Genomic DNA, 25,569 nt, shown 5'->3' with positions numbered 1-25,569 from the left:
GGTGCCAATCGCATAGGAGGGTGAAATGGCATTTCCCGTCCACCGCCGGGAATTTCTGATCGGCAGTCTTGCTGCTTCCATGCTGGGGATTCCGATTGCCGGCAGCGCGGCGGCCCTAAAACTGTCAAAGCGTATTCCGGCCACCGGCGAGATGTTGCCGGCCATCGGCATGGGAACCTGGATTACGTTCAATGTCGGACCGGTGCCCGCCTTGCGCGCCCAAAGGGCCGAAGTGCTGCGCCGGTTCTTCAGCCATGGCGGCGGCATGATCGATTCCTCACCGATGTACGGAACCGCGGAGGACGTTCTTGGCGATTGCTTTCAACGGCTCGGCAGTACCGATGGCCTGTTCAGCGCCAGCAAGGTTTGGACTCGCGATGCGGATGAGGGGCGCAGCCAGCTTGCGGACTCGTTTCGGCTATGGGGGATCGACAGGTTCAACCTGATGCAGGTCCACAACCTCGTGAATTGGGAAGCCCATTTGCCGATGCTGGCCGAACGGAAAAAGGCCGGAAGGATCCGGTATCTGGGCGTGACCACATCGCACGGGTCGCGCCATGCAGAGATGGCGCAGGTCATGAAGTCCGAGCACGTGGATTTCGTACAACTGACCTACAATATCCTGGACCGGGAAGCGGAGGTCCGCCTGCTTCCCATGGCGGCCGACTTGGGCAAAGCCGTGATCGCCAACCGACCGTTCCGGAGGGGAAGCTTGCCGGACGCGCTGCGGGGCAAGCCTCTTCCGGAATGGTCGTCGGAATTGGGGATCGCCACTTGGCCGGAATACCTTTTGAAGTTCATAATATCCCATCCGGCAATCACTTGCGCCATACCGGCGACGTCGCAGATTGCGCATATGGATGAAAATATGCGCGCAATGGAAGGCCCGATGCCGGACGCCGCGATGCGTCGCCGCATGATCGACTACGTGGCGGCGCTGTGAACCGTTTGATCCCGTATTCGGACGAAGTCTACGCCTATCTTCTGACCGCGTATATCGAGGGATATGCAGCGGTCGAAGTCATTGTCGGTCTTGCCTTGGTCGTTTTCCTGATCAAAGGCGCCGGCGCCAGCCGTCTCTCTTGCCGTGGCACCGCGGTCTGTCTCGCAATGCTCTGGGCTTGGATTGGCATCGGGTTCTACTGGCATACCTATCAGCCGTTGAACTGGGCCGGGACGTATTTCGGTTGGGCCGCCTTGACCGAGGCGGTCCTGATTGGGGCATGGGGCGCGACGACAGGCGGGTTGCGCCCGGATGTCGGAAAAGCGGTGCCGTCCCATTGGGCGGGTTTGCTCGGCTTGGTATTGGCGGCCTTGATCGGGCCATTCATGCGTCTCTATTCCGGTGATACGGTTGTTGCCGTGCAGGCAATCGGCGTGACCCCGCTTGCGACGATCACGGCGACGCTTTCGCTTTTCCTTCTCAATCGGACACGCATTCCATTCTGGCTATTCCCTTTGCCGGTGATGCTGCTCGTCTGGGAAAGCATCCGTGCCTTGGTGCTGTTCGTCATGCAGGACATTGTATTACTGATCATCGCCACGGTGGTGCTGATCTGTTTGGTCCATCGCCTCAGCAAACCCGGAAAGTCTAGGCTTTGAACGATCGATAAACTTCCCTCACCGCTTGAATACCGGCGTCGATCCTATTGACAGGGATGCAGGAAAACCCAAGCCGCAAATTGTTATTCCGGTCTCCGTTCAGGAAGAACGTGCGGCCCTTGTCGGCAAGAATGCCGTGCCGTTTCAAATCGTCACAGAAGGCCGACGCGTCGAACCCGTCTTTTCCAGTCAACCAGACGCTGGTTCCCCCGGTTGCTTTCGGCCGCTGAAAATTAGGCAGGTGTTTATCAATGGAAGCCTGCATGACCTGCCATCGGCGCGTATAGCGGCGCTTGAGGCGTTTGATGTGGGCGTCGTGATGACCAAGCGCCAAAAACAACGCGGCGGTATCTTGGATCATCCCCGGGGGTTGGCGAACCAGAAGGCGGCGGACATCCCGCGCTTGCCGTATGATCTCACGGTGGGCGACGATGAAACCCAACCGCAAACTGGGTGTGATTGATTTGGAAAGGCTGCCGACATGGATGACCGAGCCATGCCGATCGAGCGAATGCAGGGGCGGGAGAACGCCGTTCCCACCGGCCAGTTCCATTTCGTAATCGTCCTCAATTACATAAAAGCCGTCCTGTACGGCACGGTCGAGAACTGCGTGACGGCGTTCCAATTGCAAGGTGACCATCGTCGGGAAGTGATGGTTCGGGGTGCAGAACACAAGCTTGCAGCCTTTGGGGATGGCGTCCGGTATCAATCCGTCTTCATCGACAGGTGCGGCGGTCAGGTCGTTGCCGGTGATGTGAAAGGCGTTTCGCGCTTCGTGAAATCCCGGATCTTCGATGGCGATTTTTCTGCGATCTTTCGCGAATAACAGACCCAGGATGCTCAGCGCGTTCTGGGCGCCCATAGTGATCAGTATTTCCTCGTCGTCAGCCAGGATGCCGCGATGGGCCAGCAATCGCTGGCGCAACTGTTTCACAAGTTGTGGGCTGTCGACCTCGGTGACGTCCGCCATCCATTCCGGCATCGTCCGTCGGCTGAGTGCCAAACGCGAGCATTCGCGCCAGGCTTCGAGTGGAAACAGGTGCGGGTCGACCTGATTGAAAATGAACGGATAGGGATAGTCATTCCAGTCGACCGGGTGTTGTAGGCTTCTGTCCGGCGCCAGTGTGTTCGGGGTAAAGGCCGGCGGCGTGATCGGTGCCGTATGGGCGGTGCCTTCCTGCGTATTCGGATCGCGGGGGTAGGCCGATGCGCCGATGGCGACGACAAAGCCGGACCGATCGCGCGCGTCCAGAACACCCAGTTCGACGAGATTGCAATAGGCCGAAAAGACCGTGCTGCGGGACACCTTCAATTGTTTCGCAAGGGTCCGGCATGAGGGAAGTTTTTGGCCTTCCCCAAAGGTCCCCATCGCGATTGCGCTTCCAACCGCCTCACAGATTTGGTCTCGATTGCTAAGCGGCGAGCGCTCATCAAGCTGAATGATCTGCTGCATATTCGCCATCTTTCGCGACGCTTCCCTTTGGTCCGCTGTTGATGCTATTGCGTCTTTGCCAATCTGTCCCTTTTATTATCGATATCTGTCCCTCGCGTTCTGGTCGCCGAGCCTTCTATAAAGGAGTTGAAAGAGCATATCAGGCAGGAGGAACGTGATGGATGCCAGCGCACCGACAGTGTCGGACGTGGATTGGTCGACGGATGCGATCATTGAACGCCGGGACCGGTATTACGCCGCCAGCCAACGGGCTTTTGTTCCCTATGAAAAGCCCCTCATTCTGAAGGAAGGCAAGGGGCAGTACGTCTGGGACGAGTTGGGCAACAAGCTGATCGACCTGCTCGGCATGAATCTGTGCATAAGCGTCGGCCACGCGCATCCGAAGATCATCGCGGCGGTCCAGCGACAGGTCGAAACGCTTACCCATTGCACCACCATGTTCCACCATCCTGTTCCGGCACATTTCGCGGAGGAACTGGCCGCGACAATGCCCAAGGGGCATGACTGGGTAGTTCATTTCACCAATTCGGGGACGGAGGCCATCGATCTTGCTTTGATGATGGCCCGCACCGCCACCGGCAACGCGGACATTGTGGCGTTGCGCAATTCCTATCACGGCGCGACCTTCGGGGCGCAAAGCGTGACCGGAATCGCAAATTTCCGCCACCCGGTCGGTTTGCTCAACCATATCTCCTTTGCCGCCGAACCGAACCAGTACCGGGGCGCCTTCGGCGAAGGAATCGATCCCTATCTCCAGGATTTGCGGGATACGATTGCCTATACGACGGGCGGGTCGCTGGCGGCGGGTTTGATCGAACCGGTTCAAGGCTATGGCGGGATTATTCCCATGCCCCCCGGCTACCTGTCGCAGGCATTCGAGATCATTCGGGAGGCAGGCGGTCTGTGCATCGTCGACGAAGTCCAGTCCGGGTTCTGCAAGACCGGTGAGAATATGTGGGGCTTCGAATCCGACGGCGTCGTGCCGGATATCGTGGTCATGGCGAAGGGGATCGGCAACGGCATTCCGCTGGGCGCGGTTGTCGCGCGCAAAGAAGTGGCGGAGCCGATGGCAGGCAAATTCCTGTTCCATACCTATGGCGCGAACCCGGTTGCCTGTGCGGCGGGGCGCGCTGTGTTGGAGGTGATTGAAGAGGAAGACTTGTTGACGAATGCCCGTGTGGTGGGGGCTGCCCTGAAGCAGCGCCTGCTTGAATTGAAGGACAAATATCCGCTGATCGGCGATGTCCGCGGCAAGGGCTTCATGCTGGCCATCGAACTGGTCAAGGACCGCGTTACCAAGGAACCGGCAACGGAAGCTACCGCCAGGATCTTCGAGAAAACGCGGGAGAACGGGTTGGTCGTTTCAAAGTCGGGCAACTACAAGAATGTCCTGCGGATGGTGCCGCCGCTCTGCCTATCCATGGACGATGTCGACGATGTCGCCGAAAGTATGGACAAATCGCTTTCGCAAGGCGGGGCATAGCGGGGAAAGATCTTCGGGGTCACGAATTAGAAATCGACACAAATGCCGACCTTTTCTTTCCCCCGCTTCATGGGATTTGACGTATCACCGTCAAGCGGTTCCGTGAGGCTCGGGGGAGGTGTGCGCCCCTGAAACCCGGTCGCATTGATGGGATTTCAAGGTCAGGCCGGCATGGAAGATCTGACAAGAGCGCTATTCGGTCCAGGTGTCCGGCTATTTCCGGTATATCTGCTTGCGACCGTCATCATCGCTTTCGCAATCTATCAGGCCACGAAACCGGGAAAGCCGTTTCTGAAATGGCTGCTTCCGCGCGAGGTTTGGCGGCATCCGTCGACCTTGCTCGATGTGAAACTGTTCGCCGTGACACGGGGACTGTTCTTTCTCGGTATTTTTAACCAGTTCGCCGTCACGAATGCCGCTTCCATTCTGGTCGTATCGGCTTTGCTTGGGCGGGCAGAGTCCGGGGACCCGGCGAATCCGTTGCTCGTCGGGTTTTTCGCCCTGCTGGTTAATGACTTCGGTGTTTACTGGGTCCATCGGTTGCATCACGACTGTACAAGCCTTTGGCCATTTCACGCGGTGCATCACAGCGCCGAGGTGATGACGCCGATTACCACCTATCGAAAACACCCGGTCTACGACTTGATTTCGTCGGTTGTACGCGGCGCATTTTATGGCGTGTTGCAGGGAACCGTGATCGCCGTTTTTTTCGGTCCCATGGCGGCGACGACGATTGTCGGCATCAACCTGTTCTATTTCGTGTTCAATTTGCTTGGATCCAATCTGCGGCACAGCCATATCTGGCTAAGCTATGGGCGGGTGCTCGATCACATTCTGATTTCCCCGGCGCAACACCAGATCCACCACAGCCGCGCGCCGCGGCATCATAACAAGAATTATGGGGAAGTCCTCGCGATATGGGACTGGATATTCGGCACCTTGTATGTTCCGAAACAAGCGGAAGCCCTGGAATTTGGTTTGGCCGATCCATCCGGGCGCCCGCTGCCACAACCGCATAACAGTTTGAAGGAAGCGTTGGTCGAACCGCTGGAACAGTTCGCCGAGCCGTTGCGCGGTCACTTTCTGTCGGTAAGGAAGAAGTAGGGCCTTGGCGCAAGGTTTCTCGCTTTATCTCAACCTGCTCAGGTTTGCCGCGGCGATCGTGGTGTTGCTGTCTCACTTCGCCTATGAGCGGTTCACCCGGGGCGACTATCTGATCATTCGCGAGTTGAATCTGGGCAGCGACGCCGTTGTGGTCTTCTTCGTGATCTCCGGCTTGGTCATCGCCTTCGCGGCGCGGCAGAAGGACATGGCCGGACCGGCCTATGTCTTTGCCCGCCTGACACGGCTTTTCTCCGTCGTGCTGCCTGCGATTCTACTGACCTTGGCCCTGGACTATTGGGGGGCGCGCATCGACCCCGCCGGTTATGACGGTTGGTGGTGGAATCCGGCGCCGGTCTGGGAAGTGCTGCTGCGCACGTTGAGTTTTTCCACCGAATGGACCGGAAGCGGGTTTCGCCCAGGTACGAACGGGCCGTTTTGGTCGCTCAGTTATGAAGCTGCCTATTACCTGCTGTTTGGCATCGTCGTATTTCTGTCCGGCATTCGGCGGGCGTTTTGGCTAACCCTGGTTCTGATCGTGGTCGGGGTAAAACCTCTGTTGCTGATGCCATCCTGGCTCTTGGGTGTCTGGCTGTATCACCGGGGTGCAACGGCATTTTCCCGACCGGCGACAGCGGTGTTCGCCTTCGCCGGGGCCTTGGTTGTGTACATTGTGGCGCTTGCGCTGGACGTGCCGGACATCCTGTTTGCAATTTCGAATGTCGCGATGGGGCAGGGGCAGGTCACGGCTCTGCGTTTCTCAAACGAATTCGTCTGGAACGGGCTGCTCGGTGCGATTGTCGCGCTGCACTTGGCGGGGGCGATGAAGCTGTTCGACGCTACAATTCCTAATCCGCGATGGGAAAAGGCGGTTGCATGGTTGGCGGGGTCCAGCTTCTCGCTCTATCTGGTCCACTATCCGGCGCTGCAATTCTGGAACGCGATCATTCCCCAAATGGACAGTGGGGCCCTGCGGGACAGTACCCTGTTCGCGGTCACACTGATGACATGTTTCGTCTTTGCTTCCGTCTTCGAGCATAAAATCTGGGCTTTTCGGAAGCTATTGGTCCGACTGTGGCAATCGATCCAGGGTGCAACATCAATCGCCTTGGTAAAATAGAGTGCGATTCGAGTGTGAAACGCCCTGTGCGGTCAATAAGAAGGCGGCTTCCTGACACTGTCCGGCACTATTTTTCGGCTTTGGCCTTTCGAGGCCTTTTTCCGGCCTTGTTTGGCTGTTTCTGCGGGCCGACTTTCATCAGCATGTCGCCGAGCAATCTGAATTCAGCTTCTCGGGTCGAGGACTTGCGCCATACGAGTCCGATCTGCCGCGTGCCGACGCTCTCCTTCAAAGGAACGAGGGAGATATCCAGGCCTTTCGTCACCTCCGCATCGACCGCCATTTGCGGCAGCAGTGTAATGCCCATGCCCAGCGACACCATTTGAACCAGGGTCTGCATGGAGGAGGCCTCAAAGTTCTTGCGTTTGAAACGGCCTGCCAGGCTGCATGCCTCCAGCGCGTGGCGGCGCAGGCAATGGCCTTCTTCCAAAAGCAGCAAGGGTTGATTTTCGAAGGCGCTGGTGTCGACCGAGGTTTCCTCGGCCAAGGGATGGCCGGTCGGGCAAGCCAGAACGAACCCTTCTTCGAACAGCACTTCCGTCTCCACACCGTCCATTTCATAGGGTAGGGCGAGCAGCAGCAGGTCAAGCCTTCCGTCCAACAGGCGCTCTACCAGGCGATCGGTGAAATCTTCCCGCAGGTAGAGCTCAAGGCCCGGGAAGTTCCGGTGAATCGGCGGCAGGACGGCGGGAAGAATATACGGGCCGATGGTTGGAATGACGCCCAGGCGCAAGGGACCGGACATCGGCGCTGAAGCGCTGCGTGCGAGCTCCATCATCTCTTCCGCACCGCGCAGCAGATCTCGGGCCATGGATGTCAAACGATCGCCCAAGGGGGTGATGATAACCGATCTGTTGGTCCTTTCAGCGACCTTTGCTTGAAGGACATCCTCCAATTCGCGGATACCGGCACTCAAGGTGGACTGGGTCACGAAGCAGGCTTCGGCGGCGAGTCCGAAATGCAGATGCTCTGCCAGGGCGGACAAGTACTGAAGCTGTTTCATCGTTGGCAGGTTCTGCATTTTCAAACCTCTGAAAAACGGGCGACATTAGCAATCGATTTTATCGATCATATTGGCAAATTTATATCGCTTTATTGCGTCGCAGCAAGGGGGCATATAGCGCCCATCGACGTCGTCATAGACGTCGGGGTCCCGCGAGACCCAGTAAACCTTTAAAAGTGAGAGATGTAATCCATGAGCATGATTAACAAACCGGTACCCGAGTTCACGGCCCAGGCCTTCCACAATGGCGAGTTCAAGACGGTCACGACCGACGACGTCAAAGGCAAATGGTCGATCTTCGTGTTCTATCCCGCCGACTTCACTTTCGTCTGCCCGACGGAACTTGAAGACATGGCGAAGTACTACGAAGAACTGCAGGGCCTGGGTGTTGAAGTTTACTCCGTCTCGACGGACACCCATTTCACCCACAAGGCTTGGCACGATACCAGCGATGCCATCGGCAAGATCAACTATCCGATGATCGGCGATCCGACCGGCGCGATCTCCCGCGGTTTCGATGTGTTGATCGAAGAAGAAGGCCTGGCGCTGCGCGGCACATTCCTTGCCGACCCGGAAGGCATCATCAAGGTCTGTGAAATCCATGACCTGGGTATCGGCCGTTCCGCTAAGGACATGGTCCGTAAGGTCAAGGCAGCTCAGTACGTTGCAGAGCACGACGGCGAAGTGTGCCCGGCGGCTTGGGAACAGGGCCAAGAAACCCTGACGCCCAGCCTGGACTTGGTCGGCAAGATCTAAGCCTGACCACGGAAACCCGGCCCTTTCCTCCCCTGGGGCCGGGTTTCAACTTCCCGCCGGCAGCTGACCCGATTTGGAATGATGACAGGCCACGCACCTGCGGAATCTGGCCTGGGAAATAAGAGACAAGAGCCATGTTGAGTACAGATATTCTGAACGCCTTGAAGGGTTACACCGCGTCGATGAGCAAAGACGTTGCGCTGGTGCTGCAGACGGGCGATCACGAAAAACGCGATGAATTGAAGAAATACCTGGAGGATATTGCCTCCGTCAGCGAGCGGATCAGCGTCGTCGAACGCGACGAGTCCGAAAAACTGATGAGCCCGGTAAGTTTCCTGCTTGAGGTTGATGGTGCGGATAGCGGCATTCGCTTTTCCGGCATCCCCGGCGGGCACGAGTTTAATTCCCTTGTGCTGGCGCTGCTGCATGCCTCCGGCACGCCGATCAAACTGGACGACAGCCTGAAGTCGATCATTGCCGGTATCGACGAGGACTTGAAGTTTGAAGTCTTCGTCAGCTTGAGCTGCCATAACTGTCCGGAAGTGGTTCAGACCCTGAACCAGTTCGCTGTGCTCAATCCGCGGATTTCCAGCGAGATGATCGATGGCGGTTTGTACCCGGATTTGATTGAAGCGCGGAATATTCAGGGCGTGCCGACCGTCTTCCTGAACGGCGAGGTCTTCGCCAATGGCAAGGTCGATGCCTCGGTTCTGGTCAACAAGCTGATGGAAACCAAACCGAAGTCGGCCCCCAGATCCGCACCGGTTGAAAAGATGCCCCTGCAAGACGTCGTGGTCATCGGCGGCGGTCCCGCCGGGGTAGCCTCGGCGATCTATGCCGCGCGGAAGGGATTGAAGGTTACGATCGTTGCCGACCGTGTCGGCGGTCAGGTCAAAGACACGCTTGGCATCGAAAATTTCATTTCCGTCCCGAAGACGACCGGGCCTGAACTGTCCAACGCCCTGATGGCGCATCTGCGTGAATACGACGTCACCTTGAAGGAACATTTCTCTGTTGAGAAGGTGGTGAACGGCACCAACAAGTCCGTCACGCTGACATCCGGCGAGGTGATCGATACGAAGACGCTCATCATTGCAACCGGTGCGAATTGGCGTGAGCTGGGGTGCCCCGGCGAAAAGGAAAATATCGGCAATGGTGTCGCCTATTGCCCGCATTGCGACGGCCCCTTCTTCAAGGGGAAGGACGTAGCGGTGATCGGCGGCGGAAATTCGGGTGTCGAGGCAGCGCTGGACCTGGCTGGGATCGTCAAATCCGTGACGGTGTTTGAGTTCCTACCGGAACTGAAGGCCGACAAGATTTTGGTCGATCAGGCCGAGGCCCGGGACAACATCACCATCGTTAAGAACGCGGCCACCCAGCAAATCATTGCCGACGGTGGCAAAGTGACCGCCATCGAATACAAGGACCGCGCCACAAACGCGGTGCATAAACAGGATCTGGCCGGCGTCTTCGTTCAGATCGGGCTGGTACCGAACAGCGGTTTCGTCAAGGACGTGGTTGAGCAGACCAAGTTTGGTGAAATCGTGGTTAATGAACGCTGTGAGACGAATGTCCCCGGCATCTTCGCCTGCGGCGACGTGACGACCGTGCCCTATAAGCAGATCGTCATCGCTATGGGCGAAGGCTCGAAAGCCGCTTTATCCGCTTTCGATTATTTGCTGAAGGGCTATGAACAACAAGAAGCCTTCGCCGCCTGAGGGATCACCAACGGACCCGCCGTCTGACGGACGGTCCCAAGGCGAGCCAAGGACGGCTCATGGAAACACTGAGGGTGTCGATCTTTTCGGCGCCCTCTTCCTTGTTGCAAATTGGGCGAGGGGGCTCAACGGGATCATACTTCCCATTTGTGTTGCTTTGCACAGGGAGTACAATCGCCCAACTTATTTTGTAAGGGATAGCGTTCCATGGATACCCGCAGCCGCGATCTGATCACGACCACCCATTGGGGAACCTATAACGTTTCCGTCGAAGACGGACGCGTGACCGGCTTGAAGGATTTTGCCGAAGACGGCGATCCATCGCCGATCGGACACGGCATTGTCGACGTTCTGGATGGACCAACCCGGATCAAATCACCGATGGTGCGGAAAAGCTGGTTGGAAGGCGGGCCGGGGACCGCTGGTGACAAGCGCGGCGAAGACGCTTTCGTCGAAGTAAGCTGGGCGGACGCGAACCGTCTTGTCGCCGCGGAACTGAAACGGGTTCGGGACGCGCACGGAAACGCATCGATTTATGCCGGTTCTTACGGCTGGGCCAGTGCCGGGCGTTTTCACCACGCGCAAGGCCAGTTGAAGCGCTTCCTGAATTGCATGGGCGGTTTCACGCGTTCCGTGAATACCTACAGCTATGCGGCGGCCGAGGTGATTGTGCCGCATGTGCTGGGCACATGGTTTGATATGCTGGCCAATACCACCGGCTGGGACTCAATTGCCGAAGCATGCGAATTGTTCGTTGCCTTTGGCGGCGTTCCCTTGAAGAACGGGCAAATCTCCCAGGGTGGGACCGGCAATCATGTCCAGAAGCAGGGATTACTCGACGCGCACAAAGCCGGTGTGAAATTCGTGAATGTCTCCCCTATCAGGTCGGACCTGCTGGATACGGTCGGCGCCGATTGGTTGTCGCCGCGCCCGTCGACGGATGCGGCCCTGATGATCGCATTGTCTTACGTCCTGCTGACGGAAGGGCTTCAAAATGAAGCTTTCCTGGAGAAGTACACGGTAGGCTTCGATCGCTATGCCGCCTATCTGACAGGCGCGGAGGATGGCGTGCCGAAGACGCCGGAATGGGCGTCTGAAATCTGTGAATTGCCCGCCGACGATATCCGCGATCTGGCACGGCGGATGGCGGCGCACCGCACGATGATCTCTATTTCCTGGTCGCTGACGCGGCAGGATCATGGGGAACAGCCTTATTGGGCGGCCATAAATCTGGCGGCAATGCTGGGCCAGATCGGCTTGCCGGGAACCGGTATCGGGTTCGGCTATTCAGCCACAAACAAGTCCGGTCAGAGCCTGCGCAATATGCATTTCGGATCCTTCCCGCAAGGCAAGAACCCGGTACGCAATTTCATCCCCGTCGCCCGCATTTCCGAGATGCTGGAAAATCCAGGCGGAACTTTCCAATACAATGGGAAGACGCATGAATTTCCGGATGTGAAACTGGTCTGGTGGGCCGGGGGTAATCCCTTTCACCACCACCAGGATCTGAATCGCCTTCGAAAAGCCTGGGCGAAACCCGATACGGTGATTGTGAACGAGTGGTGCTGGAACAGTTTGGCCCGTCACGCCGATATCGTTCTGCCTTGCAGCACCACGCTGGAACGTTCGGATCTGGGTCTCAATCCAAGGGACGCCTATCAGGTCGTGATGGACCAGGCGATTGAACCGGTCGGCGCAGCAAAGAGCGATCACGATATTTTCCGCGGCATCGCGGCCGAATTGGGGCTTGAGGAAGACTTCACCGAAGGGCGCAGCCCTGAGGAATGGCAGAAATGGATGTATGAAATATCGCGCCAGTCCGCGTCACGCTCCGCCTTCGAACTGCCGGATTGGGACACGTTGCAGCTCAAAGGTTGGATCAAGGTGCCGCCGCCGGAAAAGCCCACCGTGATGCTTGAGGCATTCCGCGAGGACCCGGACGCCAACCCGCTTAAAACGCCAAGCGGCAGGATCGAGATGTATTCGGAAACCGTGGCCGGTTTCGACTATGCGGATTGCCCCGGTCATCCCGTATGGATGGAGCCCGGCGAATGGCTCGGCGGCGTCGGGTCTTACCCGCTGCATATGATTTCCAATCAGCCGAGGACGAAGTTGCACAGCCAATTGGACCATGGGTCGGTCAGCCGGGCGGCGCAGATCGATGGACGGGAGCCGTTGACGATGCATCCCGACGATGCCGCCGCGCGCAACCTGTCGGATGGTCAGATTGTTCGTATCTTCAACCAGCGCGGTGACTGTTATGCCGGGTTGCGGATCAGCGACGAAGTCCGGCCGGGTGTCATTCAAATCGCGACCGGCGCCTGGTACGACCCGGATGGGACGACATGCCGCCACGGCAACCCGAATGTCCTCACATTGGACAAGGGAACCTCCAACCTGGCCCAGGGGCCGACGGCGCACAGCTGCTTGGTGGATGTCGAAGCGGCGGCTGAGGACATTCCGGAAAGCCGGGCCTATACGCCGCCGGTTATCGAGTAGTAGGGGCGCGGAATTGGCGCTAGGCCGCGGCTGTCGCCTGCGCGAGTAGAACGGCGGCAGCGTCCTTGGCGTCCGCCGCGGCCTTTCCCGGGTTCATCATGGCTGCGACGACAATTGCACCTTCCTGCAACAGCAGAATTTGTGCGCCCAGTTTTTCTGGGTCGCGTGCGCCGACTTGTTTGCAAAGATCGACCAGATATCGTTCCAGAATGCGTTTGTGCTCCGCGCAAATGGCGTGAATCGAACTGTCTCGTTCCTGAAATTCCGATGATGCCTTGATAAACATGCATCCCATGTAGGTTGGTTCTGTGAACCATTCCTCCAGGGCGTCGAATGACGCCAGGATCCTCTCCGCCGGGTCGCTGGCGATTTCCTCTATGCGGCGGATGATCCAGTTTCGGAACTGTTCATCGCGCAACCGCAAGGTTGCCAGGATCAAATCGTCCTTTGTTCTGAAATGTTTGTAGATGGCTGTCTTTGAGACGCCGGTTTCCTTGGCGATTTTATCCATACCCACCGCATGAAAACCATTCGCATAGAAGACGGACAGGGCTCGTTGGATCAGCTGGTCGCGTTTCGATTCAGACATTTTTCTACTCATTACATTTACCGACCGGTTTGGTCGGATGACCCGGAGGATATAGGAGTAACTGCCTATAATGCAAATAAGGACAGCCTCATCACGGTTTCGTTACTGGATAAATCAATATCAAACATTGACCGAACGGTAACTGTGCATCATATCAGGTTCACCGATCAGTTAATGTAGATCAACGAGACGGTGAGGCGGAGAGCTGGGGAGTTCCAGCCAAGCCGGTGTGAGAGGAGAGGGGAATGAACCTGGTATCAAAATGCGCGTTGACGGCGATGACGCTTGCGCTCGACTTCGCGGCGGGAAGCGCGTTGGACCGCGTATGGGACGCAAACTGGTTCGGCGCCAATGCGGATGAAGTCCGTCTTGTGGAGACGGCCGCTTATCGTGACCCGTTGCCGACCCTGCATGCCGCAATGAACAGGCCCGATCTGAAGACACCGCATACCGGCGGCGGGGTCTGCAAACCCTCCGAACGGTCGGTCATGGTTATGGAATTGGATCAACTCTCCGCGGAAGCGAAAGCCCGACCCCGGCATGTTTGCATCAGGGCGCTTTCCGGCGAACCGGAGGTTTCCCTCCAAGTTAGAGATTTTCCGACCCTTGCGGCGGAACAGTAAATGCCGGGCTGCGGCGACAAGGGCCTGTTGCTCTTAGCCGCACCGGTAGAACGGCCAGTTATCGCGGGACAGGAATGACGGCTGGCCGGCCAAGAAAACCCGCGAAATCCAGACACGCCTATCGTCTTAAACCCCTGTTACTGAAACCTTGAAAGGAACGAACAATGTTGAATATCAATTTGCCCAAAGACGTGAACAGTGCGCCGCAAGCGGCCCAACCCCTTCTGCAAGCCGTGGAAAAGAAGATCGGCTTCGCGCCGAACCTCTACAGGCTGATCTCCAACAGCCCGGCGGCGCTGGAAGGCACGCTTTCTTTGACCGAAGCTCTCGGCAAAGGCGCGTTGGATGCCAAGACGCGTGAAGGCATTGCCTTGGCCGTCGCCAATGTGAATGGCTGCAACTACTGTAACGCTGCTCACACCGCCATCGCCGGCATGCTGAAGCTGGACGCCAATGAAATTGCCGCCAACCGCAAGGGCCGTTCGTCGGATCCGAAAGCGGAAGCCGCGGTGGCGTTCGCCCGCAAGGTCGCGATTTCCCGCGCTGATGTGACGTCCAGCGACGTTCAAGCCGTGCGGGACGCAGGTTTCTCGGATGCGGAACTTGTCGAAATCGTTGCTCATGTCGCGCTGAACACGTTGACCAACTACGTCAACGAAGTCTTCGGCACGCCGATCGATTTCCCGGAAGTCGAACCGGCCGGCCGCGCCGCCTAACGTCGCGACATGTAACACCGCGACATGTAACACCGGGCCGCATTTAGCGGTTTGGCACAGGAAGGCCCGCCACGATGACCCCCGTGGCGGGCATTTTCCGTTTTTCGTTCGTCAGTTTTATTCCGCGGCTTCGGCGCGGATCACCTGTTCGGGGTAGTAGGGCAGTATATCCTTGCGCGGGGTATACTCGCCGCTTTGCTCAAGGCTGCGCATATGGTCCACGATTTCATCCAGGCGCGCGAACCAGACGTCCTTCGTCGCCATTGTGTTTTCCAGCCATTTCTCGATGACGCGCCAGCGGGCGAGCCGGCCGGTCAGAAAGGGATGGACGATCATCATGAAGAAACCGCCGGCTTCGTATTGCGCGTCAAACTCTTCGAAGAATCCCTGATAGCCGACTGAAGGCGGCTGGACATGATTCACATATCCGATTTCTTCGTAATGCGCGAAGGGGGGCCAGTCATCGCATCCCCAATGGACGGGAACTTCCGCGATATTGTTTCCGCCCTTCTCCAGAAGATAGGGAATATCGTCGCCCATAAGCGAGGAATCATAGTCGAAACCGTGTTCGATCAGCAGATCCACGACCTGTGGCGTGATGTTGTAGACCGGCGCGCGATAGCCCCTCGGTTTTCCGCCGCAGACACGTTTATAAATAGACAGCGCCTCTTCGAAGGCGGCCCGCTGGCGGTCGCCCATGGTCACGATCGGGTCTTCATGGATCAGGCCGTGATGGCCGATTTCATGCCCACCTTCCAGAATCTTCTCCATCACCGGGGCATATTGATCGATACACCAGGCCGGGACGAAAAAGCTCTGCTTGATGCCCAGCCGCTTATACGTTTCCAGGATCCGGGGAACCGCGATATCGGGCCCGTATTTCCCCATGCTGATCGGATATAGGCGGTTGTGGGAGTCGCCGGGTCGCGCCACATGGATCAGGCTGTCGGCGTCGATATCGAAGGTGATGGCGCAGGCGCATTTCGCGCCGTTCGGCCAAGGGATAGGGTTTTGTATCATCGGTCGGTCCTTTCTCGTCGTCGGCGGTCAGTTTGCCGAATCCATTTGTTCCGTGCTTGTCAGTTCAGGGTTCGGCAACTTGCCGCGTTCGTCCCATCGATAGGCGTAGGAATAGGAATGCATGTTCTCGATCCAATAGCCGAAATGGGTCGGTGGGTATTTCGGCGGGTTGTTCTCGTCCCGGCAGGTCGGCAGGCATTCCACCACCGTGCCATAGTCGGCCGCAAAGAATAGGGCGAGGGAGAAGCGCTTGTTCCCTGATGTATTGATCACACGGTGCGGCGTGGAGACGAACAGGTCGTTGGTCCAGCGCATCATCATATCGGCGATGTTGACGATGAAGGTTCCGGGAATGGGCGGCGCCTCAATCCAATCGCCGGCCCGGTTCTGAACCTGCAGGCCCGATTCCGATTGGTACAACACCGTGAAGCTCTCATAGTCCGTATGCGCGCCGATCCCCACCGCGCTGTCTTTCGGATCTGTGGCGGGATAGTACATCACCCGCAACTGGGCGCAGGGCTTCGTAACCTTGTCGTCGAAAAAGTCTTCCGGCATGCCGACGGCCAGCGCGAACAACCGGTACATGGACCGGCCCAGGGTCATCATCTCTTCAAAATAGGCATAGATGTCGGCCTGGAAGTCCGGCATTTCGGCCGGCCAGACATTCGGTGCGAAAAGCGCGTTGCCGGCGAGGTAATCCGGGTCGTCCGCCGGTACTTCCAGGCCCACCTCATAACCTTCCTGAAGGTCCGACGTCGTCGGGTCGGCACTCAACCCCCCGACTGGGACATAGCCGCGATGGCGTTTCGATTTGGCGACGTCGTACTGCTTTTTCACCTCGACCGGCAGGGCATAGAACCGGTCCGCCGCTTCCTGTGCTTTCGCGATCACCGCGTCCGGCACACCGTGGTTCTTGATATAGAAGAAGCCGACATTGACGGCGGCCTCCCGCAATGCGTCCGCGGCCTTGCGCTTGGCGTCCGGGTCACCGCTTATCGCCGCGCCGATATCGACGATGGGGATGCTGTCGAAGTCGATCCGCTCCGCCGCATAACCGGTGCCCTTGCGGACTTCGGTCGGTCGGATCGGCGCGCTTTCATCGTATTTCGGCAGTTCCATGGGCGTTGCTCCTGTTCGGTTCCGGTGACGTCTACAACTCCATGCCAATTCGTCTTGGTCCTTTTCTTAATGCTAATCTATGCGGCAGCGTCGGCGCGGTAGGCGCGCCATCCGCCGTAATGTGTGATTTCGGTCGCGGTCGCGATGCCTGCCGGCTCGCAAATGAAACCTTTGACGTTTCGCCCATCGGCCAAGGTCACGGTGCCGATCCCCAAGGGTTGTGGGATCAGGGCGACAAAACTGCCGAAGGATTCCATCGGCATCTGCCACAATTCGACCTCTATCCCGGGACCGTCGAAATTCGGGTCGCGGCTCAAACCCGGTTTCGGCGGCACGCTGTCGGCCAGCGCGTAGAAGCGATAGTCCGGCGCGGTCCTGGTCGTTTCCAGCAGGGTGGCATTCCGTTCGGTCAATTGGCTGTTGAGAGGCATGCCGGTAAGGTGGGCGCCGACGACGCAGACCGTGACCAGCCCGTCACTATCCCTAACCGACAAGGCGGGGGCCGCCAGCGGCGAATCCTGCATGCCCGACCGTGGGTGCAGTCCGCGGTGCAGCCGATCTGCCAAAACGGCCAACGCGTCGTCGCTTTGACCGGGGCCAACCAACGTGACGCCGAAGGGCAGGCCGTTGGCGCGGAATCCGGCAGGGACGGAGACAGCCGCCATGTCCAGCAGGTTCACGAAATTCGTATAGGTGCCCAGGTTCGAATTCAGGGTGATCGGATCGTCTTCAACCGCGTCCACGCGATAAATCGTCGGGCTTGTCGGCACGAGGATCAGGTCGAAATCTTTGGCGATCATGGCGCAGCGCGTATGCAGACGTTGCGCTGCATAGATGGCCTCGAAAGCGTCAGTGGCGTCAAAACCGCCGGCGTCTTCGATGATTTGCCGCGTGACCGGATGAAGGTCCTTGTCCAAATAGGGTTTCACGGCAGCCAGCCGCTCGGCAACCCAGGCACTGCCATAGAGCAGTTCCGCCGTTGCGCGGAAGGGTTCGTAATCGAAGGTGACGATTTCCCAGCCAAGCGTCTCGGCTTTCTCGACAGCGGTGTTGAAGAGTTCAGCGGCGGCGTCATCGCCGAAGAAGGTCAACTGATCCGGCATGGGAATACCGATACGCGGGTTTTCCAGCGGCAGGGGCACGGGGGCTCCAGCTCGGCTGAAAGGGTCCTCCGGGTCGAAACCTTCCGCGACGCGGCGGATACGGTCACCATCTGCGGTGCTGAGTGCAAAAATGCTGAGGCAATCGAGCGTCTTGTTGGCGGGGAAAACACCAGATGTGGAAAGAAGACCGCGGGTTGGCTTGATGCCGACGATATTGTTGAAACCCGCCGGTACGCGGCCGGACCCGGCAGTGTCCGTGCCGAAGGAGAATGTGGCCAGGCCCGCGGCGACGGCGACGGCGGAACCGGAACTGGACCCGCCCGACACATAGTCCCTGTTAAAAACACAGCGCGGCGCGCCATAGGGAGAACGAACACCGACCAGTCCTGTGGCGAACTGATCCAAATTTGTTTTGCCCACCAGGATGGCGCCCGCATCCAACAGATTTTGAACTGCGAAAGAAGTTTCTTCTGCGATATAGAGGGGGGCCGGACAGCCCATGGTGGATGGCAGGCCGGCAACGTCCACGTTGTCCTTGACGGCAAAGGGGATACCGAAGAGTGGGCCCCTATCGGCCGCCGCGCCGGCTTCGAGTTCCGCTGCGCGGTCGAGCAGGTCTTGTTTCGAAATCCGGTGGATCCAAACCGCCGGGTCCACGGCTTCATAGGCGTCGATGGCATCGCATAACCGGGCCACCAAGACACTGGGTGTCAGGTCGCCGGATGCATAGGCCGACGCCAAACTGTCGAGGCTCAAATCGAGCATTTCGGTCTTACTCACGGAAACAGTCATGCCCTAGGCCTCCGTTTGGATAACAAGCAGGGGATCGCCGGGTCGGACGATCTGTCCGGGTTTGCATAGGATGTCGGTGATGTATCCGTTCTGTGGCGAGTCGACCCCGATTTCGGTCTTCATGGCTTCCAGAACAGCGACCTTGTCACCGGTTGCGATCCGGTCCCCGATCTCGACGGAGACTTTCCAGACCGACCCGTTCATCGGCGCCTCGATCAAGGCGGCGCCATCGGGCAGGTCGACGCCGACCGGTTCGGGCTCGATGGCGGTTTCATCGACGACAGCGGCAATGCCCTGCGCTTCCCAGCGGGCGCGTTCTTCGCTGAAGGCGTTCTGGCGCATTTCGCGGAATGACGAAATGGCGTCGGCATTGTCGGCCCGGAAGCGGTGATACTCGCCCAGATCGAAAACCCCATCCTCGATTTTCAGGGATGCTTCACCATGCAGGAACCCGTCGCGCATTTCGGCGAGTTCCTCATGACCGACCGGATAGAACTTGATGCGGTCGAAGAAACGCAGCAACCAGGGTTTGCCGTCCTTGAAATTGCCGGTTTGGCGATGAGTGTTCCAGACCTGCACGGTCCGGCCGACGAATTGATAGCCGCCGGGGCCTTCCATGCCGTAGACGCACATATACGCACCGCCGATCCCCACCGCGTTCTGCGGCGTCCAGGTCCGGGCCGGGTTGTATTTGGTCGTGACCAGCCGGTGCCGGGGGTCGACGGGCGTGGCGACGGGCGCGCCCAGATAGACGTCGCCCAGGCCCAGCACCATATAGTCGGCATCGAAGACGATCTTCTTTACATCTTCCACGCTCTCAAGCCCGTTGATGCGGCGAATGAACTCGATATTCCATGGGCACCAGGGGGCGTCCGGCCGGACGAGATCCTGATAGCGTTTCGTAGCGATCCGCGTGCTTTCGTCATCCCAAGACAAAGGCATGTGAACGACACGGCTGGGCAGACGGACATCGCCCAGCGGCGGCAGGTCTTCCTGGAACTGCCGCAGCAGGGCCAGCATATTTGCCGGCTTCAGGCGGCGATTGTCGAAATGCACCTGGAGCGACCGGATGCCCGGTGTCAGATCTATGACCGCATCCAAACCTTCAGCCTGAACACGCTCCATCAAAAGATGCGCGCGGACCCGAAGGTCCAGATCCAGTTCCTGTTCACCGAATTCGACCAGCATGAAATCTTCGCCGGTCCGGCGGTAACAGATATCGACGCCATCTGTTGTATCGCGGGCAAGAACGGCGTCCTCCCGGATGCCGGACACTTGCAGCATCGTCGGGGTGGGGGGCGGCGACTGTGTGACGTCGAGGCCCTCGCTCACGGCTTTCAGGAACCCTTCCTGACTACTCTCCAGCGCCTCGGCTTCCGCCAGGGTCAATCGGTGAAAACGGACTCGGTCGCCGGGACGCAATTGCCCGACTTTCCACAATTCCGCCTTGGCAACGACGGCGGGGCAGGTGAATCCGCCCAGGCTGGGACCGTCCGGTCCGAGAATGATCGGCATGTCGCCGGTAAAGTCGATTGCCCCGACCGCATAGGCATTGTCGTGAATGTTGGAAGGATGCAGCCCCGCTTCACCGCCGTCGGGCCGTGCCCATTTCGGTTTCGGACCAATCAGCCTTACACCGGTGCGCGCACTGTTGAAATGAACTTCATAGGCAGTTGAAAACAGTGTTTCGATATCTTCGTCGGTGAAGAAATCGGGCGCGCCATGTGGTCCATACAGTACGCCGATTTCCCACTCCTCGGGTAGGTGTGGCCAATGACAGCCGGGCAGTTTTCGCCCAAACCCTGCGGGCGGTACTTTCCCGTTCAAGCGCAGAACGTCGCCGCTTTTGAGGTTGCCGGTTGCATGTCCGCCGAACCCGCCAAGGTCGAAAGTCGCGCGGCTGCCGAGATAGACCGGCGCATCGAACCCACCGGCGACCGCCAGGTAGGACCGGATCCCGCCGTTGACCACCTTTCCGAAGGCAAGGGTCTGGCCTTGTTTGACGGGGGTCGTCTCAAAGCGCGGAACGGGCGCGCCATCCAGTGTGGCTTGCATGTCCGCGCCGGTCAGCGCGATGACCGTGTTCGTGTTGAAGCGCAGGACAGGCCCGGCCATGGTCATTTCCAACGCTGCGGCGCGGCTGTGATTACCCAGCAGCACATTGGCAATCCGGAAATTCAGCGCATCCATCGGGCCGGAAGGTGGAACTCCGACATGCCAGTAACCTGCCCGTCCGGGCCAGTCCTGAAGCGCGGAATGAGTGCCGGACGATAGAACGTCAACCGTGCTTGGTACGAAGTCGAAACGATCCAGCGCTTTGGTATCGACATCGCACGACCGGAACATGTCGCTGCCGACGATTGCCGACAGATAGGCAAGATTGGTTTCGATCCCATAGATGCCGCTGCCGTCGATGGCGCTGAGCAAGGCATCCGCCGCAGCTTCCCGCGTATCCCCGAATACGATGATTTTGGCCAGCATCGGGTCGTAATACATCGAAACCTCGGCCCCGGTTTCGATCCAGGTATCGACGCGGATTTCATCCGGGAAGGACACATGGGTGAGGGGACCGGTGGAGGGTTGAAACCCCTTGCCCGGGTCTTCCGCATAAACCCGAACTTCAATGGCCGCGCCACTGGTCGGCAAGATGTCGGGGTAGACCGACAAATCCAATTCGCCAGCCGCCTGTTTTACCATCCAGGCAACCAGATCCTGTCCCGTCACCATTTCGGTCACAGGGTGTTCGACTTGCAGGCGCGTATTCACTTCCAGGAAATAGAATGCGTCGGCCTGACCGTCATAAATGAACTCGACCGTCCCGGCTGAGCGATAGTCAACCGAACGGCCGAGCGAGAGAGCGGCATTGATCAGCGCGGTCCTGGTGGCCGCCGGCAACCCCGGCGCCGGCGTTTCCTCGACCACTTTCTGGTTCCGGCGTTGCAGCGAACAGTCACGTTCACCAAGGGACACAACACGCCCGTTGCCGTCCCCGAAGATCTGCACTTCCACATGGCGGGCATGGTCGATGTATTTTTCGACGAATATTCCGGGGTCGGAAAAGTTCGATTGGGCCAAGCGTCGGACAGTGTCGAATAGGCCGGGCAGGTCTTCATCCGTTTCGCAGAGCTGTAGGCCGATGCCGCCGCCACCCGCCGTGCTTTTCAGCATGACGGGATAGCCGATCCGCGCGGCTTCGGCCTTTGCCTCCTCCAGGGACGCCACCAAGCCGCTTCCCGGCAACAGCGGCACTCCGCTCTTCTCCGCAGCGTCACGGGCACTGTGTTTCAGGCCGAATATCCGCATCTGATCCGGCGTCGGGCCGATGAAGCGGATGCCTTCGGCTTCCAGCCTTTCGGCGAAGCCCGGATTCTCCGACAGGAATCCATATCCTGGATGAACGGCATCGGCGCCGGTCGATTTGCAGGCGGCCAGGATCGCGTCTTGGTTCAGATAGCTTTCCGATACCGGCGCGGGACCGATGGGGACCGCTTCGTCGGCGAGCCTCACATGGGCCGCATGTCGATCCGCCTCGGAATAGACGGCGACAGAGGCAATGCCCATTTCCCGCAGGGTCCGGATGATGCGAACCGCGATTTCCCCACGGTTGGCGATGAGGACTTTGCTGACCATCCCGATGATCAATCCCAGATCAGGATTTCAACCGGCGTCGGGTTGAACCCGTTGCACGGATTGTTCACCTGCGGGCAGTTGGAGATCAGGCAAATGACATCCATCTCCGCCTTCAGTTCAACGTAATTGCCGGGTTCCGACAATCCGTCGACGATGGCAAGGTTGCCGTCCGGTTCGATCGGGACATTCATGAAGAAGTTGATGTTGGGAACGATGTCCCGCTTGTCCATGCCGTATTTGCCGCCCTCCAGAACAAAGTTCTCGCGGCAGGCGTGCATGAAGCGCGTGTGGTGTCCGAAACGAACCGTGTTGGATTCGACGGAACACGCCCCGGCCGAGGTGTCGTGGTAACCGACGGTATCCGCCGTCACCGTCAGCATCACCCTGCCTTCGTTGGAAAGAATTTCAGAACCGGTCGTGATATAGGCAGCCCCTTGGGCGGCGACCGTGTCATGGGCGGAATACCGCTCATCCGTGTCTTCGGCATTGTAGAACAGGGTATCGACTGCCTGTTGGCCGAAGCTGTCGACGATGCGGATGGTCTGACCCTTTTTCACGATGGTCGAAAAAGGCGAATTGGCGGCGACGGGGAAGCTCTTGCTCGCGTCTTCCGGCTTCAAGTTGCTCAATGTAGTCATGTCTTGTCTCGTCCTGCTTTTGCACTGGGGCGGCGTTCATGCGGCACTTGGTCCGCGCCTGCTGCTCACCGGCGTATCAATAGAGGTCAGTCAAACAACGGATCCGTATTCTCATAAGCGCGGATGGCCTCGGCGGTGCCGTTCCGGCACAGATCGTCCGCCGCGACCGGGCCTGCATCCCATAAGATGACGGCAACGGGCTGCGGTTCGTAGCTGCCGCCGGGCGCCATCGGGTGGGGGCAATTCGACAGGCAGATGGTAAGGTCCATTTCCGAGCGAAGGTCGATGAACGCACCGGGCTGCAGGGCATCATCCTGCCAGTGAAGTTTGCCTTCTTCGCCGGTGATCACCGGGGCGAAGGCGCAGAAGGATTGGTGGACGTCCCGCTTGCTCAGGCCCAGCTTGGCGGCGGCGATCTGGAAGTTGTCGCGGCTGTTGCGCACGGGCATCGGGCTGTTGCGTAGGGTGCTGGGGCCGTAATTCTTCTCGTTCGTGATCGCGGTGGAATGACCGGCGACACAGTCATGATAGCCGCAAGTGTCTTCGGTGATCGCCATCATCGCGCGGCCCATATCGGAAAGAAGCACGCGGCCCTTGCCGATCCGCGCGGTCCACTGGACCTTGATCGTATCGGCGGTATTCAAGCGCTCAGAGGGATCGTGCCGGTTCCAGACTTGCAACGCGATGCCGGGCGTTGCCTCTGTATTGACGATGCGCAGCGTCTGGCCGCGTTTGATATTGGTGGTCCAATACCAGCCGCCGGGGACGACGTCCTGCTTCAGGATTTTGTCTTCGGGGATCGTATCGGGCGCGGTGGGGGCGGCGGCCAATTTGGCCTCGAACTCACCTTCCTTCTGCCCGGTTTCCTTCAATGCGGCATAACGCGCCTTCAGCTCGTCGATGCTCTCTGTTTCGGCCGTCATCAGCGCCTCCATTGTCACCGCCGGGCAACCCTTTCCTAGGGCGGCCGGCAATTGAAGCTTGATGCTGAACGGGGCGGTCCTTCGATCCGGGAGACACAAGGTCTCGGAGGTTGGGCGCACCGCAGCACCACCATGACCTCCCGGGCTTTTATCCCGCCGTGGACCCGGTCTGATAGTGGACCAGGCGTCGGCTCTCGGACCAGACATCGCTTACAAAACGATCGGAACCCTAGCCGCAATCTTTGCACGACAACTATACAAGGCGGAGCGTAAAAGGGAAGTGTTGCAGTGCAAAAAAATATTGGGGCTTAAAGTGGAGCGACCGTCTGGCCTTCGCGCCAGGGGATCGTGGAGAGCGCGATGCGCCAACTGCCGTCGGCTTCGACCCTGCCGTAGGATATCTCGCAATCAAGCAGAGCCGACAGAGCCGTTTCATTGCCGATGGCGGCCAACACGTCATCTTCGAAAGTCTCTGGTCGGGGAGGGGCGGGACGCCGGTCTTCAGCCAGCATGAAGACATTGCCCAGGCGCAGGACCGTGGCGCCGCCCCACCCGTCATGCCAAAGCCATTCATCCATGGCGGCGTCTTTGGGGATGGACTGCACCCATTCCTCCAAATAACCGCGATGGATACCGCGTTCGATCATCAGGCCGTCTTCCGCTTCGTCCATCCATCCTTCATCCGGTGGCCCGGGCAGGGGTCGGAAATCGATCTGCCGGCGCCAGGCACAAGCGGTATTCGTCCATTCCAGGACACCGGCAAAGCCTTCTTGCCTGGTAAGGCAGGAAAGGCCTTCCGCGCCCAAATCGGCGTAGCAGGTTGCCCCGGCAAGGGAAGCGCGGTCCCCCGGAAGGCGGATATCGGCGAAGAGTTGCCGGGTCTGCAGCCACCAGACTATGGTGTCCGCGTCACGGCTGCCGTCCGCATCGATCAACAAGCGCCGGCGCCACAAACCCCTGTACCGATCCGGTACCGGTCCCCGTTGCCAATCGATAGTCGTTTCTGGAGTGTCAGACATGTTCACGGTTCCCGCTTTTGCAGATCGCAGTTACAGCTTTCCGCCCGAGAAGACTGCGCTTCTGTTGATCGACATGCAACGCGACTTCATCGAGAACGCGGAAGCAAACGGCGAGAGCAGCGCGGTTCAGGCCATTGTACCGGCCCTGCGCGACCTGTTGCAGGCGTCCCGATCGGCGGGGCTGTCCATCGCCCATACCCGTGAGGGGCATGTTCCGGACCTGTCCGATCTCAATGCGGTGAAACGGGAACGCAGCCGGGAAGCGGGTGCGGAAATCGGTGCGCAGGGCGCTTTGGGGCGTTACCTTATCCGCGGCGAGTACGGCCATGATTTTATTGACGATTTGCGCCCAGAAAAGGGTGAGTGGATCATCGACAAACCTGGCTTCGGCGCGTTCTATGCGACGGACTTGGATCTGCGCCTTCGGGCCAAGGGGATCACGCATCTGATCATCGGTGGCGTCACAACCCAGTGCTGCGTGCAATCAACATTGCGGGAAGCGGTCGACAGGGGGTACCGCTGTCTGACCCTGGCCGACGGCTGCGCAACATTCGACATGGCACTGCACGACGCGACCATGGCAACAATTCAAAGCGAAGGGCATCTGTTCGGTTGGATTGCCACCTGTGCGGATGTCGCCGACGCATTGCGGGGCGGCTGAC

General features: G+C 58.9%; 21 protein-coding genes and 1 riboswitch. Of the genes, 11 read left to right on the top strand and 10 right to left on the bottom strand.

Going from position 1 to position 25,569, the window contains the following annotated elements; genetic code table 11:
* Positions 1-25: 25 nt before the first annotated feature.
* Together EOI86_RS10720 and EOI86_RS10715 are read left to right on the top strand one after the other, a co-directional pair.
* A complete protein-coding gene (locus EOI86_RS10720) occupies positions 26-943 on the top strand; it encodes an aldo/keto reductase (RefSeq protein ID WP_127765039.1) in 918 nt (305 codons plus the stop codon).
* Positions 940-1,602, top strand: a complete 663-nt coding sequence (locus EOI86_RS10715) for a DUF6064 family protein (RefSeq protein WP_127765038.1) — start codon at positions 940-942, stop codon at positions 1,600-1,602. Before EOI86_RS10720 ends, EOI86_RS10715 begins: the two co-directional genes overlap by 4 nt.
* Here EOI86_RS10715 and EOI86_RS10710 read toward each other — a convergent pair.
* Positions 1,592-3,064, bottom strand: a complete 1,473-nt coding sequence (locus EOI86_RS10710; protein WP_205032127.1) for an aminotransferase-like domain-containing protein — start codon at positions 3,062-3,064, stop codon at positions 1,592-1,594. The two genes, EOI86_RS10715 and EOI86_RS10710, sit on opposite strands and share 11 nt — an antisense overlap.
* 148 nt (positions 3,065-3,212) lie before the next feature.
* On the opposite strand from EOI86_RS10710, the gene EOI86_RS10705 reads away from it, so the two are divergent.
* The 3 genes from EOI86_RS10705 to EOI86_RS10695 all read left to right on the top strand — a co-directional run bounded on the left by EOI86_RS10705 (position 3,213) and on the right by EOI86_RS10695 (position 6,759).
* Positions 3,213-4,538 (top strand): aspartate aminotransferase family protein, encoded by a 1,326-nt coding sequence (locus EOI86_RS10705; RefSeq protein ID WP_127765037.1) that lies wholly within the window; start codon positions 3,213-3,215, stop codon positions 4,536-4,538.
* 147 nt (positions 4,539-4,685) lie between these two features.
* Entirely contained in the window at positions 4,686-5,642 is a 957-nt protein-coding gene (locus tag EOI86_RS10700) for a sterol desaturase family protein (protein ID WP_127765036.1), read from the top strand.
* A gap of 4 nt (positions 5,643-5,646) precedes the next feature.
* Complete coding sequence (locus EOI86_RS10695) at positions 5,647-6,759, top strand: acyltransferase family protein (protein WP_127765035.1); 1,113 nt, start codon at positions 5,647-5,649, stop codon at positions 6,757-6,759.
* 67 nt (positions 6,760-6,826) lie between these two features.
* Here the strand turns inward: EOI86_RS10695 and EOI86_RS10690 are convergent, their stop codons facing one another.
* Positions 6,827-7,780: a hydrogen peroxide-inducible genes activator gene (locus tag EOI86_RS10690; protein ID WP_127765034.1), complete on the bottom strand. Its 954-nt coding sequence runs from the start codon at positions 7,778-7,780 to the stop codon at positions 6,827-6,829.
* 174 nt (positions 7,781-7,954) lie between these two features.
* Between EOI86_RS10690 and ahpC the strand changes: the two genes are divergently transcribed.
* The 3 genes from ahpC to EOI86_RS10675 all read left to right on the top strand — a co-directional run bounded on the left by ahpC (position 7,955) and on the right by EOI86_RS10675 (position 12,735).
* Positions 7,955-8,518: an alkyl hydroperoxide reductase subunit C gene (ahpC, locus tag EOI86_RS10685; protein ID WP_127765033.1), complete on the top strand. Its 564-nt coding sequence runs from the start codon at positions 7,955-7,957 to the stop codon at positions 8,516-8,518.
* A 134-nt stretch (positions 8,519-8,652) separates the two neighbouring features.
* Positions 8,653-10,236, top strand: a complete 1,584-nt coding sequence (gene ahpF / locus EOI86_RS10680; protein ID WP_127765032.1) for an alkyl hydroperoxide reductase subunit F — start codon at positions 8,653-8,655, stop codon at positions 10,234-10,236.
* Between the two features lie 207 nt (positions 10,237-10,443).
* Positions 10,444-12,735: a molybdopterin guanine dinucleotide-containing S/N-oxide reductase gene (locus EOI86_RS10675; protein WP_127765031.1), complete on the top strand. Its 2,292-nt coding sequence runs from the start codon at positions 10,444-10,446 to the stop codon at positions 12,733-12,735.
* 19 nt (positions 12,736-12,754) lie between these two features.
* Here the strand turns inward: EOI86_RS10675 and EOI86_RS10670 are convergent, their stop codons facing one another.
* Entirely contained in the window at positions 12,755-13,324 is a 570-nt protein-coding gene (locus EOI86_RS10670; RefSeq protein WP_127765030.1) for a TetR/AcrR family transcriptional regulator, read from the bottom strand.
* Positions 13,325-13,569: 245 nt separating this feature from the next.
* Between EOI86_RS10670 and EOI86_RS10665 the strand changes: the two genes are divergently transcribed.
* Both EOI86_RS10665 and EOI86_RS10660 read left to right on the top strand, forming a co-directional pair.
* A complete protein-coding gene (locus tag EOI86_RS10665; protein ID WP_127765029.1) occupies positions 13,570-13,947 on the top strand; it encodes a hypothetical protein in 378 nt (125 codons plus the stop codon).
* A 164-nt stretch (positions 13,948-14,111) separates the two neighbouring features.
* Positions 14,112-14,663 carry a carboxymuconolactone decarboxylase family protein gene (locus EOI86_RS10660; RefSeq protein ID WP_127765028.1) on the top strand — a complete coding sequence of 184 codons (552 nt, stop codon included), beginning with the start codon at positions 14,112-14,114 and terminating at the stop codon, positions 14,661-14,663.
* 117 nt (positions 14,664-14,780) lie between these two features.
* Here EOI86_RS10660 and EOI86_RS10655 read toward each other — a convergent pair whose 3' ends face one another.
* The 7 genes from EOI86_RS10655 to EOI86_RS10625 all read right to left on the bottom strand — a co-directional run bounded on the left by EOI86_RS10655 (position 14,781) and on the right by EOI86_RS10625 (position 24,907).
* Positions 14,781-15,683 carry a polysaccharide deacetylase family protein gene (locus EOI86_RS10655; RefSeq protein WP_127765027.1) on the bottom strand — a complete coding sequence of 301 codons (903 nt, stop codon included), beginning with the start codon at positions 15,681-15,683 and terminating at the stop codon, positions 14,781-14,783.
* Positions 15,684-15,710: 27 nt separating this feature from the next.
* Positions 15,711-16,802, bottom strand: a complete 1,092-nt coding sequence (locus tag EOI86_RS10650; RefSeq protein ID WP_127765026.1) for an isopenicillin N synthase family dioxygenase — start codon at positions 16,800-16,802, stop codon at positions 15,711-15,713.
* Positions 16,803-16,879: 77 nt separating this feature from the next.
* Positions 16,880-18,697 carry an allophanate hydrolase gene (gene atzF, locus EOI86_RS10645; protein WP_205032126.1) on the bottom strand — a complete coding sequence of 606 codons (1,818 nt, stop codon included), beginning with the start codon at positions 18,695-18,697 and terminating at the stop codon, positions 16,880-16,882.
* Between the two features lie 3 nt (positions 18,698-18,700).
* On the bottom strand, positions 18,701-22,327 hold the full coding sequence (uca, locus tag EOI86_RS10640) for an urea carboxylase (RefSeq protein WP_127765025.1): 3,627 nt from the start codon (positions 22,325-22,327) through the stop codon (positions 18,701-18,703).
* Between the two features lie 8 nt (positions 22,328-22,335).
* Positions 22,336-22,965: an urea amidolyase associated protein UAAP2 gene (locus EOI86_RS10635; protein ID WP_127765024.1), complete on the bottom strand. Its 630-nt coding sequence runs from the start codon at positions 22,963-22,965 to the stop codon at positions 22,336-22,338.
* An 86-nt stretch (positions 22,966-23,051) separates the two neighbouring features.
* Positions 23,052-23,888 carry an urea amidolyase associated protein UAAP1 gene (locus tag EOI86_RS10630; RefSeq protein WP_127765023.1) on the bottom strand — a complete coding sequence of 279 codons (837 nt, stop codon included), beginning with the start codon at positions 23,886-23,888 and terminating at the stop codon, positions 23,052-23,054.
* A 135-nt stretch (positions 23,889-24,023) separates the two neighbouring features.
* Positions 24,024-24,132, bottom strand: a riboswitch (guanidine-I (ykkC/yxkD leader).
* Between the two features lie 64 nt (positions 24,133-24,196).
* The gene (locus EOI86_RS10625) at positions 24,197-24,907 is read right to left on the bottom strand and encodes a hypothetical protein (protein ID WP_127765022.1); all 711 of its coding nucleotides are present in this window, start codon (positions 24,905-24,907) and stop codon (positions 24,197-24,199) included.
* Between EOI86_RS10625 and EOI86_RS10620 the strand changes: the two genes are divergently transcribed.
* On the top strand, positions 24,906-25,568 hold the full coding sequence (locus EOI86_RS10620; RefSeq protein ID WP_127765021.1) for a cysteine hydrolase family protein: 663 nt from the start codon (positions 24,906-24,908) through the stop codon (positions 25,566-25,568). The two genes, EOI86_RS10625 and EOI86_RS10620, sit on opposite strands and share 2 nt — an antisense overlap.
* Position 25,569: the final 1 nt, after the last annotated feature.

The organism is Hwanghaeella grinnelliae, assembly GCF_004005845.1.
GTDB lineage: Bacteria > Pseudomonadota > Alphaproteobacteria > UBA8366 > Aestuariispiraceae > Hwanghaeella > Hwanghaeella grinnelliae.
Note: the sequence above shows the minus strand (reverse complement) of the source record. Positions and strands in the feature narration are given on the sequence as shown.